Below are 15,787 nucleotides of genomic sequence, written 5' to 3'. Positions count from 1 at the left end.
GGATTTACCTTATCGCGATAAACCGCACAGCGGTTTACGCACCGGATAAACCGCATAGCGGTTTACCGAGATGGCGCGGGGTGGAGCAGCCCGGTAGCTCGTCAGGCTCATAACCTGAAGGCCGCAGGTTCAAATCCTGCCCCCGCAACCAAATCAAAAAAAAAGCCCGCAAGACCGAAAGGTCCGCGGGCTTTTTGTTTGTCTCGTAACGGCGCGACGAGTTGAGCGCCTCGAAAGCGGCCCGCAAGCAGCCCTAGCGTCAAAACCTAATCAAACCATTGAATATTCTTCAGCGCATCGATCGGCAGCCGGAGGAAAAGGGGGCAGATGCGCAGGCGATCGGTCGCTCGCGAGGGGGCAGATCGACAAAAATCCATGCTGTTGTCGATGGTTGCCGCCGTCCATCGCGCTTGAAGTAACCCCGGGTCGGCGGGGCGACGCCCCCGTCGCCGCTAGCCTGATGGCAACATTGAAGCCCATGCCCTCGGTCGCTCCCGAGGCGGCTTTGGCGGCAAGATCCACGCTGTAGCCGATGCGCCCGGGCTACCCGTTCGCTTCCGCCTTGGCCCCGGACAACAGAACGACATGGCTGCGCCTGCGACCTGATGGGTGGATTGCCGGCCAAACAGGTGCTTGCCGATTGCGCTTATGATGCAGACAGCCTGCATGACCTCATCCTTGATCAAGGCCGCGAACCGGTCATTCCGCCGCGCCGGCATCGCAAGCACAACATGCCTACGATCGCATCGCCTACGAGGGCGTCGACTTCAGGATCGGGCTCGGTGTCGCATGGTCCAAGGATGATCCGACAGCAGCGAGAGACCACATAATTGATATCGCAAGGTCGCTGGTCAGGGCGGGGAGGTGAGGGGAATGATCCGATCGATCTCGTCCCTAGGATGCTGGCGCAGATTGCCCTGTCGTTGGTGGCGAGACAAGCGAAGAGAGGCAAGAGGATCGCACGACCGACAGGGTCCACGATCGCAAAGTGCCCCGAAGCAAGCGAATCGGGCGCAATTATGCATCGGTTCGCGGCGACTTGCTGCGTCTGATGCCGCGCGTACTGTGCTGTTCGTGCGCTGGTGGGGACAGTGTGCTCGCGCGGCACTGTGGTTCGTCTAGGAAGCGTGTTCACCAATTGACCATGTCCACTGACCATCGACACCGTACTCGAGGACGGCTTGATATGATGCACGTGTCAGGCGAAATGAGAAATTGACCCCCCCGGTCAAATCTTCACTTCGCTTGACAGCACGATCACCTTCGGCTCTTCCGAAGTGGATGCAGGTGATCGAACGCTCGGACAGCAGATGCATTATCTTTTCGAGCAAAGCAGGCCCCAATGTCATCTCAGCTTGATCCAGGATGACGAAGCGCGGCGCTGAGAGAAGAATATTCGCAAGGCCTAAAAGCTGCTGTTCTCTCAGGGACAGTTCCTTTTCCCAATCGCGCTCGGCATCTAGCCCGCCCACTTGGTTCGCGACCCGTTCGAGCCCAAGGTCATGCAACGTGCTGAGCAAGAGGTGATCCGAGATTTCGCCTTCTTTTTCAGGGGTGATCAATACGTCACGAAGGGGACCGGATGGCAGGTATGGCCGTTGCGATAGAAAGAGGGTGCCAGCGGGGCGAACGATGCGCCCGGTACCCGGGGTCGGAATCTGAGCCATCGCCCTGAACAACGCCGCACCTGGTTCGTGGCTGGAGCCAGTTATCAATACCCGGATCCCGACCGGAATCGATACCAACAAGTCCCTCAGAAGAGGGGACTCTGCGTCCGTCGTTGAGGCTAAAGTCATCCCTTCGCACATCAGAGGCCCGTCCCGTTCAAAGAACTCGATTCCCGATTCTATTTCATGGGACCTTGAGATCTCCTCATGCAGAGAGCTCAGACGAGAGACCACGGCCGCAAAATTCGAGATCGAATTAAACTGTCGGACAATCAACGAGAACGCGCCAACAAGTATAGCGAACGCTGCCCCGGACTGGGTGACGACACCGAACTCAATGTCTCCTCTTATGAATGCCGGCGCGATGATTAAGTCCGGCACGATTTGAATCATCCAGTTGTAGCCGCCGGTAAAGAATCCCAGGTTGCGGTTGACGGCAGTAATGCGGCGTATGTTTGCGATCAGATCGTCAAGCCTATGCAGCACCCTTACTTTCTGTCGCTTCTCACCACGCGTTAGCATGATGGACTCAGCGTTTTCGCGAACGTGAATGAGTCCAAACAGCGATATAAAAAATCGCCTGCCGTATGAACTCGGCCATCTGGCGTTCGGCGATGGCAGTCATGAAGTTTCGTCCGACGTAGTTGTTCACAACGTTAAGAGCGCTTAGCCGGCGCCAACCCGGATGATCGATGGTCATGCATTCTCTGCCTTCACGCACTCGACCTCGATGTCGTTGCACAAGCCTTGCGGACCCATTTTTCCCGTGGATCTTCAACCCACCTTCGATGACCGCCTGACACGGCATCGCTTGAGCAACGTGGCGCCGTCGTCTTGCGATGTGCCGTCAGCCCGCTTTTTTTCACCGAGGCAATAGGGCTGTCGTCATGGGTTTGGGCGCTGTCTTCGCCGAGCAGATCCAGCGGCAGCACCATCCGGATCAGCCAGCGTGTTTCGCGGTGTACAGTAGTCGCAGCGGCGCATAGCGGACGCGATATGCTGCACTCGGCGGCGAATGCCAGCCACGTCGAGGCGAGCTGCAAGTTTCAACGCGCCGACAGCGGGGCGAAGGGCGGGCCACACTTGCGCTCGGCTGTCAGAAATGCCTCGCCGAAAGCAACGGGGCGCCAACATTCTATAACCATCCTCCCGAGAAACCTGCTTTACGCAGACCCCTGACAATGGGTTGACACTGTCGCATGATATTCCAGATCAGGCCGGTCCTGAAATTTTCGATCATGAGCACGACAGGACCCTGATCGATGCCGAAGTGAAATGGACTGACCCACGGCTCGGTCGGCTTTCCCTCGATAGGAAACGACGAATTGAAGGACGGTTTAAATCCATAGAGACGGGTCATCCCTAGTTCCATTTGCGCGAAATGTCTCACGGTAGGAACGACGATCTCGGGTGCAAATGGTAGCGAAGCCACCACTACCCAGGGACATACCGTCCCGTCGTCCGGCCCAAAGGGGGCGCCGCGCGCTATGTAGTCGTAAAATTCACGCTCAATCCCATTCACACTTTTTGTCACCCAACCTGGACCGTCGCTCGCCGTAAAACCCCAACAATGCTCTCCGTAGCCTGCATAGTTCTTCGGGTTGCGCATCGCGTATTCCTGATGGACAAAGGTGGCGCTGCGGCTGTTTAGAAAGTAGTCGCTGTTATGATCCCGCATGAAATCGTCGCGAATGCCCCGAAAATCGATCCACATGTGTGACAGCTGATGAGTGAAAAGTGGGCCTGAATAGAGTAGCTCTCGGCCGTAGATGTTTCGCCATTCATAACTCTCGGTGTAGGCGGCATAAGATTCCGAAGGTAACGGGTATGTGGGCGAGCCAAGTCCGAGGATGTAGAGCAGGAGGCCCTCGTCGTATCCGCGCCAACGATAAGGGATAAAACCGCTCTCTGGCCTCCAACCGTGCGTGAGCGTGAGCCCGTGATCGCAAGCCCAACCCCAGTCGGCTCGCTCGTAAAGCGCTTTAGCCAGGCGGCGAACTTCAACCTCGTCTGCGTCGGCGCCGTCAAAGTAGGCTCCCACAGTGAGTGCCCCGGCGAAAAGAAACGCCGAGTCGATCGTGGAGAGTTCACATTGCCACACCCGACGGCCGCTCTCGATGTCGAGAAAGTGGTAGAAGAAACCCTTGTAACCCGAGGCGTCCGGCTCCTGGCCCTGCGGGCACGACAACAGGAATTCTAACCGACGTCGGGCGATCTTTGCAGCGAACTGGCGGATGATGATCCCGCGTTCCACCACGACTGGAATTGTCGCGAGCGCCATGCCAACCGCAGCTATGCTTGCTGGGGCGTCGGGCGATGTCTTGTCTCGCACCAACCCGTTGTCCGGGTTAGTGCAATGCAGGTAGTAAAGGAGCGTCGTAAACTGCAGCCGACCGAGATCCTGCTCGCTCGGCATTCGGTGAAGTTCCGGATCGGTCGACAGCAGCTCGGACATCTCGTTATCCAAGTGCGACTTGGACGTCGTGGACACGACCGTCGTCGACAAACGGCACCTTTCCGCCAGTGAACTGCCTGCCGTCCATCACCAGCGCGCGTACACCTCGGCCTGTGCCCGCTGCGTTATCCACCTTGAGGTGATACGTGGCCGATCCGAGCCTGAAATCAAGTTCGTAACCGGGCCAGCTCTTGGGGATGCACGGATCGATCGACAGATGCTGCCCCTCGCGTCGAATGCCCAAAAGAGCTTCGAGCCCGACACGATAGAGCCAAGCGGCGGATCCTGTGTACCAGGTCCAGCCACCGCGTCCGGTATGCGGGGCTGCGCCGTAGACATCTGCGCTGACGACATAGGGTTCGACCATGTAGCGTTGGACGTCTTCTTCCGACAGGCCATGAGTAATCGGGTTGATCAAGTTCCAAAGCCAAAAGGCGCGGTCGCCGTCGCCGCGCAATGCGGTCGCGAGCACCACCCATGCTGCGGCATGCGTATACTGGCCTCCATTTTCCCGTATTCCGGGGACGTAACCTTTTATATAACCTGGCTGCAGCTTTCCCTTGTCGAATGGCGGATCAAACAATTGGATGAGCTTGTCGTCTGCGCGAACGAGCCGATCCCAGACCGCCGACATTGCCTTTGAAGCGCGCTCTTCGTTGGCAACGCCTGAGATGACCGCCCATGCCTGCGGAATGGCATCGATCTGACACTCGTCGTTCCGGGAGGAGCCAAGTGGAGTACCGTCATCGAAATAGGCGCGTCGATACCATCCTCCGTCCCATGCATTGGCCTCCAGGGCCATTCGCAACTGTTCGGCGCTTTCCCTGCACCATGACGCGTTTACGTCGTCATCGCGTTCATCTGCAATTTCGGAGAAGGCGTTCAGCACCGTCAGGAAGAACCATCCGTTCCAGACACTCTCACCCTTGCCGTCAGAGCCGACCCGATTCATTCCGTCGTTCCAGTCGCCTGTCCCCATGAGCGGTAACCCGTGGCGACCGAGACGGAACCCATGGTGTAATGCGCGAAGACAATGATCATAGACGGTGCCCACCTTCTCGCTGACGCCGGGCTCGCCGTATGCTTCGTGTTCATCATCGTTGAGCACCGGCGATGTGATGTACGGTACCACCTCGTCCAGCACACTGGCATCGCCCGTCGTCGAAACGTAGTGATGAGCCACGAGTGGGAGGAAGTAGAGATCGTCGGTCATCCGGGTGCGCACGCCCACACCCGATGGAGGATGCCACCAATGCTGGACGTCTCCCTCCCAGAACTGACGAGAGGACGCACGCAAAATCTGCAAACGTGTTTCGCTCGGAGCAGCGTATACCAGAGCCATCACGTCTTGGAGTTGATCACGAAAGCCGTAGGCGCCTCCGGACTGATAGAATGCCGAGCGTGCCCAAACACGACAGGAAAGGACCTGATACAGCAGCCAGTGGTTCATCATTAGATCGAAACGGTTATCAGGCGTCCTGACTGCTATCGTTTCAAGAATGTCGGCCCACTTACGCGATGCGATATCCAGATCATCTTGCGCCCGTCTCGGTCGACAATAATCCCCCATGAGAGCTCGAACCTGATCGAGACTGTCGCCCTGTCCAAGAACAAAGACGACCTGCGAACTTTCATTCGGCGCGATCAAGACTTCCACCGTCAATGCGGCGCACGGATCACAGGGCGAATGGAGATCGTCTTCCTGAGTTTGGTCCGCCAGCCATGCTGGTCGGGTTATCGAGCCGAGCGCGCCAAGGAACTGCGAGCGACTGCAGGTAGCCGAACGCACTGGTCTGTTCGCACCTGCAAATGCAAGTTTGTCGGAAAACCACCCCTCCCACGCATTTCTCGCGATAATTGCCCCGGAACGAGGATCGTGTTCGCACAGGACGTGCGTGATTGCGTCTTCACGCAGCGAGCCAAGCACCCATTCCACGTAGTATGTCGCCCTCAGTCGGCGTGGTCGATCGCCGCCGTTTCGAAGTTCAAGCCGAATGATCTTGACGGGATCCTTGGAGGAGACATGCACCGTCAATTCCTGATGCAGGGACCCAATGTCGCTCTCATAGCAGCTGTACCCTGGTCCATGCCGGACCGTAGCGGTTTCCCCGGCACCCAATGGCAATGGCGTCGGCGTCCAATACTCAGCGCTGTCCTCGTCACGCAAATAGATGACTTCGCCCGGCGGGTCTGAAATCGGATCGTTTGACCACGGCGTCAGGCGATTTAGCTGGCTGTTTCCTGCCCAGGTGTAGCCAAGGCCGCTCTCGCTGGTCAGGCAGCCGAATTCCGGGTTGGCGATCACATTGCACCACGGCATCGGCGTCTGTTTTTTCGCGCCATTCACGTGGATGACGTATTCGCGTCCGTCAGCGCTGAAGCCACCGAAACCATTCCAATGCTGCAGGTTCGTGTCCGCCTCGGTGAACCGCTGGATCGATGCGCGGCGGATTATGGGTGATGCTTCGTGCGATATCGCTATTCGCCGACCGCTCTTGAGTTGGTCGCCCAGAGAGCCATTGCCGCTCGAAAGACTGACACGTGCCGCGGCGGCGAGGGTGGTTGTTTCCATTTCTGAAAGTGTGGCCGCAGGCACGAGATGTATTCCACCTGGCTTTCCAAGGAACTCTGCCTGTGGTCCGGCGAGAGCCGCCGCCAGTTCTAGACACGCTTGCGCATCACGACCATCGACAAGAACAAGATTGAACCGGAGCCCTCGACGCGAAATGAATCTGTGCGCGCGCAGCACTTCGTCCAACAACGCGCCATCGCTGTTTTCCTCAAGCGTTACGACGACGATCGGCGGATCGCTATGAATTCCCCTGGACGTCAGTGCGGTTCTGCTCATCGGCTTCGCCAGAACGGCGCCCGACGGACGGGCAGACGGGTTGGCAAACACGATGTTGTTTATCAGACTGTAAGCGACATCTATCTCACCTTCGGTCACGTCCGGATCAACAGACGTTTGATCGAGGGCCACCCCGACTTGCAAAAATGCGTTTTCGGCTTCGCTGATACTCGAGTATCGCTCGGCGATTGCCATCGCCGTAGCGGCGCTATCGGCAGCACCGGTTGTGAATGCGACGCGTACGGTGCTGCCCGGTGGGACACGGACACGCCGTCTCAAACAGAAGATCGGATCCAGCACGGGTCCCGTCGTTCCTGAGAGTTGCGCTGCCTCGTCAGACAAAGCCAACGGGTTTGCCGTCGTGCGGCCTCTCCCCAAAAATCTTCGCCGATCTGTCTCGAATTCAAGAGGGCCGAGTGCTGTCGTACTCAGGGCGGAAACGTGGACTGCCCAGAGCGGCGCGTCTTCGGGACTACGCGGGCGACGGCGCGCAAATAATGCGCCGGTTTTGGCATCGAACCGGGTCTCAATGAAGAGCTTGGCAAATGCGGGGTGGGCCGAATCCGCGCGACGATTGTTCAGGCAGATTTCCGCGTAGCTGGTCAGTTCCAGGTCTCTGGGCTTGGTACCCTGATTAGTAACATCGAACAGTCTCACCTCCGCGTTGCTGTCGGGCGCCACGCAGACTGACCACGCAACGACGATGTCTCCGGCGCAGCATCGGAACTCAGCGCGATCGCCTCGAAAAGAGTGTTCGTAGGTATTCTCCAGGCGAAAAGCCGGTTGTTTGCCTGCGGAGAAGTAGCTCTCGTCCGTGAGATCGCGAACATAACAGAACTGTCCCCAACAATCGCGCGTCCCGTCCTCTCTCCAACGAGTGACGTCAATGTCCCGCCAGGATCCATAACCCGCACCCGCGGATGTCAGCAGGACGCTGTACGCGCCGTTGGAAAGCAACGCCACGGCACGGCCATCGATCGGAGTGCCGATAGCTGCCGATGAACTCTTTCCAGTGATCGAACCCATGCCGCTATTCTCGTTTCAAGATGCGTCGGGTATTGCAGTGTTCTATCGTGGTGCGGCAAAACTCTGCCGGAACTTCCGGTCATTTCGCCGGCCCATCATAGATTGTCTCCCTCAGTCGAGGTTTTCCCGGTCACGTCAGGTTGTGGCTGCGTGCCCCATTTCCATCCGACGATCGAGGGCATGTCGTCGCCATGCTCCTGAATGTACTCACGGTGCTCAATGAGCTTCGCCTGAATGGCCTGTTTAAAGTACGCGGCGCGTGCACCCAACTGAGGAAGTCTGTCGATGACATCGCCGACGAGGTGAAAGCGATCGAGCTCGTTGAGGACAACCATATCGAACGGGGTTGTCGTCGTTCCTTCCTCCTTGTATCCGCGCACATGCAGGTTTCCATGGTTGGCCCTCCTGTAGGTGAGCCGGTGGATCAGCCATGGATAGCCGTGGAAGGCGAAGATGATCGGCTTGTCTCTGGTAAAGAGCGCGTCGAAGTCCCCGTCTGACAAGCCGTGCGGGTGTTCTTCGGGAGGCTGAAGCTTCATCAAGTTCACGACGTTGACGACACGTATCTTCAACTCGGGCAGGTGCTCGCGCATCAATTGGACTGCCGCCAGCGTCTCGAGGGTAGGAACGTCACCGCAGCAGGCCATTACGACATCGGGCTCGCTTCCCCTGTCATTGCTGGCCCAGTCCCAGATGCTCACGCCCATGCTGCAATGCCTGACCGCCTCGGGCATCGTAAGCCATTGCGGTGAAGGCTGCTTTCCAGCAATCACGACGTTGACGTAGTTGCGGCTTCGCAGGCAGTGATCTGTCACCGACAGAAGCGTGTTGGCGTCCGGCGGAAGGTAGACCCGGATCACGTCGGCCTTCTTGTTCACGACGTGGTCGATGAAACCCGGATCCTGATGGCTGAAGCCGTTGTGGTCCTGTCGCCAGACATGAGAACTCAAAAAGTAGTTCAATGAAGCGATTGGCCTGCGCCAAGGGATCTCGTTGCAGATTTTAAGCCACTTGGCATGCTGGTTGAACATCGAGTCTATTATATGGATGAAGGCTTCATAGCAGGAGAAGAAGCCATGGCGGCCGGTGAGAAGGTAGCCTTCCAGCCACCCTTGGCACTGATGTTCGCTCAGGACCTCCATGACGCGACCGTCTGGCGACAAATGATCGTCGTCCTCATAAATCTCGGCCATGTAGCAGCGATCGGTCACCTCAAGCACGTCCTGCCATCGGTTCGAATTGTTTTCGTCCGGGCTGAACAGGCGGAAGTTCTGGCTGTCCATGTTGGCCTTCATGACGTCGCGGAGGAATTTGCCCATCACCCGCGCTGATTCAACGGTCGTCGCACCGGGGCTTGGAACATCCACGGCATAATCCCTGAAGGCAGGCAGCTTCAGGCTGCGAAGCCGCAGGCCGCCATTGGCATGCGGATTGTCACTCATTCGACGGTTGCCCGCCGGAGCCAACGCAGCGATTTCGGGCAGTAACCTGCCCGTTTCATCGAACAGATCCTCAGGATGGTAGTTCTTCATCCACTGTTCGAGAATGCGGATATGTTCTGGCTTATCCATCTCGCCCATCGGCACTTGGTGTGCCCGCCAGTAATCCTCGCATTTCTTGCCATCGATTTCTTTCGGACACGTCCATCCCTTCGGCGTGCGAAAGACGATCATTGGCCAGGCCGGGCGCTTTAGATTGCCGTTGGTGCGCGCATCAGCCCAGATGTGCTTGATCCTGGCCACGATGGTGTCGAGCGTGCCGGCCAGTTGTTGGTGGACGTTCTCCGGGCTATGGCCCTCAACGAAATAGGGTTCATAGCCCATTCCTTCGAAGAATTTTCGCAGTTCATCCTCGGGAATGCGAGCTAGAAAGCATGGGTTGGCGATCTTGTACCCGTTGAGGTGAAGGATCGGCAGGACGCAGCCATCGCGCGCCGGGTTGAGAAATTTGTTGCTCTGCCACCCCGTCGCCAACGGGCCCGTCTCCGCCTCGCCGTCGCCCACGACACAGGCAACGATCAGCTCCGGATTGTCGAATGCCGCCCCGTAAGCATGGCTAAGAGCGTACCCCAGTTCGCCGCCCTCGTGGATACTGCCCGGAGTTTCAGGTGCGACGTGACTTGGAATGCCACCGGGAAAGCTGAACTGCTTGAAGAGCCGTTGCATACCCTCCCTGTCCTGGCTGATATTCGGATAGAATTCGCTGTAGGTCCCTTCCAGATAGGCGTGCGCGACCAGGGACGGCCCCCCGTGGCCAGGGCCGATCACGTAGATCATGTCGAGATTATCGCGTTTGATCACCCGGTTCAGGTGGACGTAGAGCATGTTCAGGCCGGGAGAAGTTCCCCAGTGCCCGAGCAGGCGTGGTTTGATGTGCTCGCGTTTTAGCGGTTCTCGCAGGAGCGGATTGTCGAGCAAGTATATCTGGCCTACCGACAGGTAATTGGATGCCCGCCAGTAAGCGTCGATTAGTCGAAGATCTTCCGTTGAAAGAGGTGGGTTCGTTGGTTGATTTTTTCCGGTCATTTCCGTCTCATGCGAAGCCATCGAAGTCTCCCTATGAAGTCGGATTTATTGTCGCGAAGTCGTTTTTATGCAGACAGAGCCTGCTTCAAGCCCGATTGGAAACAGGCAGTGCCTCGGTCCGGCGAAAACGCCAAATGCATTTCGCCTGACGCATACGCAACGACGACGGCGCTGTCGTCAAAAGTCGGTGCGGATCGACGATCTCAGAAACCTCACCTTGTCGGTTTAGGTGAAATGATCGACGACCCCCTGGACGCCCTGAACGCTCTCGGCAACGATACGGGCAGCGCGCCTGCATTCGGGTATCGCAACGGCGCCAGACAGATGCACGATCCCGTTGGTTACTGCGATCTTGATGTCGAACGCTTCGAGGCCAGTGTTTTCCCGGAGCCGAACCATGACACTGCGCTGAATGGCTTCATCGCCTGAAGGTGTCCCATCCAGTTTGGCTGTGACGATCGCCTGCAGCAAATCGGCTCGGCTGACAATTCCGACAAGTTCGCCATGTCTGATGACGGGTATGCGCTTGACGCCGTGCTTTTGCATCAGCCTTGCGGCCTGCAGAAGTGACGCATCTTCGTCGATTGTCACTGGAGCAGGCGTCATTGCCTCCGCAACTCTCCAGGAGCTGCGCCTCACATACGCATTGGCTCTGTCTTCGGCGGGCGCTGCCAAATCCTCAGCGGAGGCAAACATTGCTCCACCCAGTTCCGTTCTGCGTATCAGGTCACCTTCGCTGATGATGCCGAGGAGATGCCCATCCCCGTCAATGACCGGAATGCCGCTTATATGATGGCTCAACATGGTCATGGCAGCCTGTCTGACACTGTTGTCAGGCGACACGCTTACGATCGTCGATGTCATGACATCTTTGACGAGCATTTCGGTCCCAACTCTAAGTGACTGGCGCGCATCCGCGTCTATTGCGGCGACAAAGTAAACCCATTGCAGAAACGAGACAAGCCGCTCGACACGGCTTTCCCGTTGGACGTGCGTTTGCGTTTGAAACGTCTGAGGCCTCTTCCGGCTGCGCGGCCGGCGTCTGCCTCTGCAACCATCCGAGCATGCCTATCATCGCCCAGATGCGTTTCAAACCTACGCACGTTGCGACGACGATCCCAAACCCTGTCAGACAGTGCCATTTTCAAGGATGTTCGTTGCCTTGTGGGAAAGTTCGAGCCGGGGGTGTCGTTATGGTTGCTCGCGCAAGCAACCATTGCAATCACTGCAAGTAGAATCTTCACGCTGCGACTGCATGCGGATTCCACGATGCGGGAGAGCTTGTTGCTTGGCTGAACACGAGCACGCCAACGAGGTAAGTAAGTGCAAGGCTATGGAAGAAGACGAAGCGGAGGGTCGTCCCCTTCCTGTCCGTACATCTTGGTGGCGGTGGGCGCGACCACGGTGCTCTGGGCGTCGATCATTTTGCCCATCCGAGCTATTGGCGGACGCCGTTGGGCGAGGCGTCGGAGCCCGTCAGCGCGACACCGAGCGAGCTGACGAGCGCCCCCGAAGAACGAATAAAGGACCCCGGTCTTGGCAAAGGCCAGCCCGAGTGACGCGTCGGTTCCAGAGTATCGTGTGACAAACCCAAGCGCCAGCAGGTTCTGTTGTAAACTTCTTGGCTACGGATGAGAACCCAATCAAAGCAGCGCGCTGAAGCGAAGGTCAGCGGTTCGAAACCCTTCAAGAGCAGAGTTTCTATGGTCGGCCCTTGCGGACGTGGTCAAGGGATGCTCCGCAACATGCGTTGAAAGTCTGGCATCCGCATTTCGACGCTGCCATGAATGAGCTTTATCAAGGGAGGTATCATAATGCAGAAGAACGCGCCGGATTTCAGCCTTGACGGCAAAGTGACGTTCGTGACGGGAGCGAGCCGTGGCATCGGTCGTGCTTGCGCAATTGCCTGTGCCGCAGCAGGGTCCGATATCGTGCTGGGCGTCCGCGACATCGCGGCGTCGGCTGGCCTGGTTGGCGAACTCGAGAGCGCCGGAGGCAAAGTCCTCCCGGTTGAGCTAGACATTCCCAATAAGGCGCATATCGCACAAGCAGTGGATGCGGCCCTTACAACGTTCGGTCGGATCGACGTCCTCATCAACAATGTCGGAGTGGCTCCGGGCAATCTCGCGGAACTCGTTGAGGAAAAGGACCTTGACCAGATACTCGATGTCAACATCAAGGGCACCTTTCTGATGACGCAGGCAATAGGTCGGCACATGATCGAGCGTAAAGAGGGCCGGATCATCAACATCAGCTCGCAGGCCGGTACAGTGGCACTGCGCGGCGAGGCGATCTATTGCATGAGCAAGGCGGCGATTAATCACCTGACGCGCTGCCTTGCAGCCGAGTGGGCGCGCTACAACGTAACGGTAAATACCGTATCGCCGACCTTCATCCACACCGATGGCACCGCACCTTTTCTATCCGATCCCGACAATCGCCAAGCGACGCTCGGTCACATTCCACTCGGCCGGATCGGTGAAACCGACGATGTAGTGGGTGCCGTGGTCTTCCTTGCGTCACCAGCTGCGAGCCTAATCACCGGCGCGAACCTGCTGGTGGACGGTGGATGGTCCGTCGCCTGAGGTGGGGAGTGGGGCTGTCCTCGACGACGGCCCTCACATTGCAAGCGACTTGCGGGAGGCACACGAACAATCGGGCTCACATGGGACATCGCACCGAAGGACTGCCTGGGGCGTTCAGTAGAAGTGTTGGATGAAACGCGGGTTCCCCAGAAGCGCTGTTGAGGGCGGTCGTTTCGAGCGCCTTCGTGCGGGACGCAAGGAACTGTTTGAGCCGGAGATTGCCCGCCATCACGGCCAGATTTTCAAGCTTATGGGCGACGGGATGCGCGCCAAATTTGGCAGCGTGGTGGACGCCGTGGAATGCGCCGTCTCGCTGCAGCGTGGGCTGGCGGAACGGAATGCCGCCGTCACCGAGGACCAGCGGATCCGGGTCAAGATCGGGAGTGATGTGGAGCTGGCGGCGGCGGCGGACCGGCTGGCGCCAGGATCAGCGGGTGGGGCCCTGGCCTCGGTCGGATCGCTCTCTATGGCGCGCAGTTCATGCGCCGGCTGGTTCTCGTTTTCGACAGGCGCTGCCATGCCCGCGGCTGCTTGATGCGATACAGCATTTCTTCGAGTGTTGGTTCGAGGCTCGTGGGGTTCATGATGCGTTCCGTGCTCGAACCGACAAGAAAGGCGCGGCGGCTCGGACCGCCACGCCACAAAGACGCCGTGTCAGTGGCGCACGTTGAGCCGTTAAGCGGGATGAGTAGCCCTGAACCCTACCTGAAGCCGATTCCAAAGATTGATCGCACCGATGGCAAGAGACAACCAGGACCGCTCTTCTGCCGTAAATGCAGCCTCAATCAGCGCCCAATCATCGTCGGGAGCGCCAGTCTGCGCGAGGTTGGTCAGCGCTTCCGTCCAGGCGAGAGCAGCACGCTCGCGCGGGGAGTAAAGCGTTGCCTCACGCCACCCCGTCAGCAAATAGAGGCGCATGGGCTCTTCCCCGTCTTTGAGGGCTTCTGTGGTGTGCAGATGAATGCAGAACACACACGAATTGATTTGCGAGCTCGCACGTGACGAACTTGGGAAGCAGGCCGTCGTCCCATGGGGGTGATCCGCTTCGCGATATTCGCCGCGATCACTCCACTGGAATAACAGCGGGCGTGTCCTTCTTCTTGAGCAGGACTACGATGAACTTGGCCGGGCTCGTCTTGCTCGCGTTCCGGCTGACCAGGTGAATATCGGAGGCCCCCTCGTAGTAGGTTTCTCCAGGAGCAACGGTGACTTCTTCGCCGCCCTTAACCTGCATGACGATCGAGCCCTCCAGCACGTACACGAATGCGTGGGCTTCGTGTCGGTGGACGGGTGAGGAGCCGCCTGGCTGATACTCTACGGACAGCATCAGTCCCTCTTTTCCCGGATAGTCTTGCAAATCCTTGGACATCAATGGCGTGACCTTTGCGCCGTCTTCAGCCGCGACTGGCAAGATCCCGAAGCCGATAATGGCCGAAACGAGCATGGTGCGTAGGATGGACTTCATTTTGGTCTCCTTGGTGGTTCTGGCGACCGCGGCACAAAAAAAGAGATCGCCTGGGAAAGGCCGCAAGAGATCGGGACGGTATTGCGCTGCAATGCGTAATCAGATCACGCCAACGGGCGATCGCCCCAGGGCGCTGTTCTCACGATGTTTGCTCTCGACGAAGGGGTAGGTGGTCCTAGACCTTCCGCCAGTTTGCCCTAGCAATCCAACTAGCCGATACGAACCGTACGCAGTTCGGTAGCGAAGGCCACCAATGCTGCCTATGCATATGAACTTGAAGATCAATTTCTTCCGCATTCCTGGGATCTTGTGGCAAATGTCTTGAGACGTTGACCGCGTTTAATTGCGGCCCTGCGCATCGGCCGTCGACGGGCGAGGGAATGCGCTAAAAGCGGACGATTTCGATCGAAGCTGCGATGCCTTCGGCCAACAGATCATGTCGGCTGGCCAGATCCTGATCGTGGCGTTGGCCAGCCGGAGGCAATCCATCAGAGTCCTACCATCGGAGTTTGAGGAATTATGTAGCTAATGCCACCAACGATTGCTTCTTGCCATAAGCTGCCGTTCGCGGCCTCCGCCGCCTCAGATGGGGGAACCGCCGACGGCTGATGCTGACCCGGAGGAGTTCATGTTAAAAAGGGCATGATATCTACGCCGTCACCTGGAAACACGGTGATGTGCGGGTGGTCTTTGAACAGCCGTGCCGCAGCGTCGATGGTTTCCGCTTCGACGACAAGGTAACCGCAGAAGGGGTTCACGGCGTTGGCGACACCGTCCTTCGTTATACGCGTCGTCTTGCCGACCATGCCACCACGATCAAGGATGGATGCGGCGTTTCTGTTCTCCCACGCGGCCCACTGTTCTATGCCGACGGCGTCGATCGCGTCCTGCTCGGCTTTGGGCAGCCTCCGAAAGGAGGCGAGGTCTTCGGGCTTCATGGTGTAAACGGCAAGAAAACGGGGCATTGGCGCTCTCTCCACGTGCTCGACGGTTTGCCAGATTACACTCTACGCGTCGGAAATCACCCGTGCCGGCCCCATAAATCTTGCGAGGCATAGGACGACCGCTTGTGGCGGATTTCGTTGAAAAACTCGATGGATTTCCGCCCATCCGCCCGTTTTGGTCTTTTGGGCGCGGGGTCATCGGTTATCTGCCCTGCGCCTTAGCGCAAGGTATCGATGTATGCCGCGCTCATGCGGCGATGGCGCGGTATAGC

General features: G+C 58.1%; 9 protein-coding genes, 1 tRNA gene and 5 pseudogenes. 5 read left to right on the top strand and 10 right to left on the bottom strand.

Annotated features, from left to right (window positions below):
* Positions 1 to 74 precede the first annotated feature (74 nt).
* The 3 genes and pseudogenes from ASD03_RS29405 to ASD03_RS38295 all read left to right on the top strand — a co-directional run.
* Positions 75 to 151, top strand: a tRNA-Met gene (locus ASD03_RS29405).
* 141 nt (positions 152 to 292) lie between these two features.
* Positions 293 to 389 (top strand): annotated as a pseudogene (locus ASD03_RS39440) (IS5/IS1182 family transposase); the annotation flags it as partial.
* An 82-nt stretch (positions 390 to 471) separates the two neighbouring features.
* Positions 472 to 868 (top strand): annotated as a pseudogene (locus ASD03_RS38295) (transposase); the annotation flags it as partial.
* A gap of 250 nt (positions 869 to 1,118) precedes the next feature.
* Here the strand turns inward: ASD03_RS38295 and ASD03_RS29400 are convergent.
* From ASD03_RS29400 to ASD03_RS41380, 7 genes and pseudogenes are all read right to left on the bottom strand, one after another.
* Complete coding sequence (locus ASD03_RS29400) at positions 1,119 to 2,153, bottom strand: SbmA/BacA-like family transporter (protein ID WP_244494712.1); 1,035 nt, start codon at positions 2,151 to 2,153, stop codon at positions 1,119 to 1,121.
* Positions 2,154 to 2,196: 43 nt separating this feature from the next.
* Positions 2,197 to 2,367: a hypothetical protein gene (locus ASD03_RS40815; protein ID WP_244494286.1), complete on the bottom strand. Its 171-nt coding sequence runs from the start codon at positions 2,365 to 2,367 to the stop codon at positions 2,197 to 2,199.
* A 435-nt stretch (positions 2,368 to 2,802) separates the two neighbouring features.
* Positions 2,803 to 4,122: a glucoamylase family protein gene (locus tag ASD03_RS29395; RefSeq protein WP_057210991.1), complete on the bottom strand. Its 1,320-nt coding sequence runs from the start codon at positions 4,120 to 4,122 to the stop codon at positions 2,803 to 2,805.
* A 4-nt stretch (positions 4,123 to 4,126) separates the two neighbouring features.
* Entirely contained in the window at positions 4,127 to 7,996 is a 3,870-nt protein-coding gene (locus ASD03_RS29390; RefSeq protein WP_057217786.1) for a glycosyl transferase, read from the bottom strand.
* Between the two features lie 95 nt (positions 7,997 to 8,091).
* Positions 8,092 to 10,521, bottom strand: coding sequence for a phosphoketolase family protein (locus tag ASD03_RS29385; protein ID WP_057210999.1), 2,430 nt, complete (start codon positions 10,519 to 10,521; stop codon positions 8,092 to 8,094).
* A 225-nt stretch (positions 10,522 to 10,746) separates the two neighbouring features.
* The gene (locus tag ASD03_RS29380) at positions 10,747 to 11,403 is read right to left on the bottom strand and encodes a CBS domain-containing protein (protein WP_057211001.1); all 657 of its coding nucleotides are present in this window, start codon (positions 11,401 to 11,403) and stop codon (positions 10,747 to 10,749) included.
* Positions 11,404 to 11,761: 358 nt separating this feature from the next.
* A pseudogene (locus ASD03_RS41380) lies at positions 11,762 to 12,125 on the bottom strand (L-lactate permease); the annotation flags it as partial.
* 210 nt (positions 12,126 to 12,335) lie between these two features.
* Between ASD03_RS41380 and ASD03_RS29375 the strand changes: the two are divergent.
* Both ASD03_RS29375 and ASD03_RS38290 read left to right on the top strand, forming a co-directional pair.
* The gene (locus ASD03_RS29375; protein ID WP_025428221.1) at positions 12,336 to 13,106 is read left to right on the top strand and encodes a glucose 1-dehydrogenase; all 771 of its coding nucleotides are present in this window, start codon (positions 12,336 to 12,338) and stop codon (positions 13,104 to 13,106) included.
* A 130-nt stretch (positions 13,107 to 13,236) separates the two neighbouring features.
* Positions 13,237 to 13,497: pseudogene (locus ASD03_RS38290) on the top strand (hypothetical protein); the annotation flags it as partial.
* A 284-nt stretch (positions 13,498 to 13,781) separates the two neighbouring features.
* Here the strand turns inward: ASD03_RS38290 and ASD03_RS29365 are convergent.
* The 3 genes and pseudogenes from ASD03_RS29365 to ASD03_RS29355 all read right to left on the bottom strand — a co-directional run.
* A pseudogene (locus tag ASD03_RS29365) lies at positions 13,782 to 14,099 on the bottom strand (carboxymuconolactone decarboxylase family protein); the annotation flags it as partial.
* A gap of 70 nt (positions 14,100 to 14,169) precedes the next feature.
* Positions 14,170 to 14,571 (bottom strand): cupin domain-containing protein, encoded by a 402-nt coding sequence (locus ASD03_RS29360; protein ID WP_057217782.1) that lies wholly within the window; start codon positions 14,569 to 14,571, stop codon positions 14,170 to 14,172.
* Between the two features lie 626 nt (positions 14,572 to 15,197).
* On the bottom strand, positions 15,198 to 15,536 hold the full coding sequence (locus ASD03_RS29355) for a hypothetical protein (RefSeq protein WP_025428225.1): 339 nt from the start codon (positions 15,534 to 15,536) through the stop codon (positions 15,198 to 15,200).
* Positions 15,537 to 15,787: the final 251 nt, after the last annotated feature.

This window comes from Ensifer sp. Root127, from assembly GCF_001425225.1.
Taxonomy (GTDB): Bacteria; Pseudomonadota; Alphaproteobacteria; order Rhizobiales; family Rhizobiaceae; genus Ensifer; species Ensifer canadensis.
This window is presented reverse-complemented; position numbering and strand designations above follow the sequence as displayed.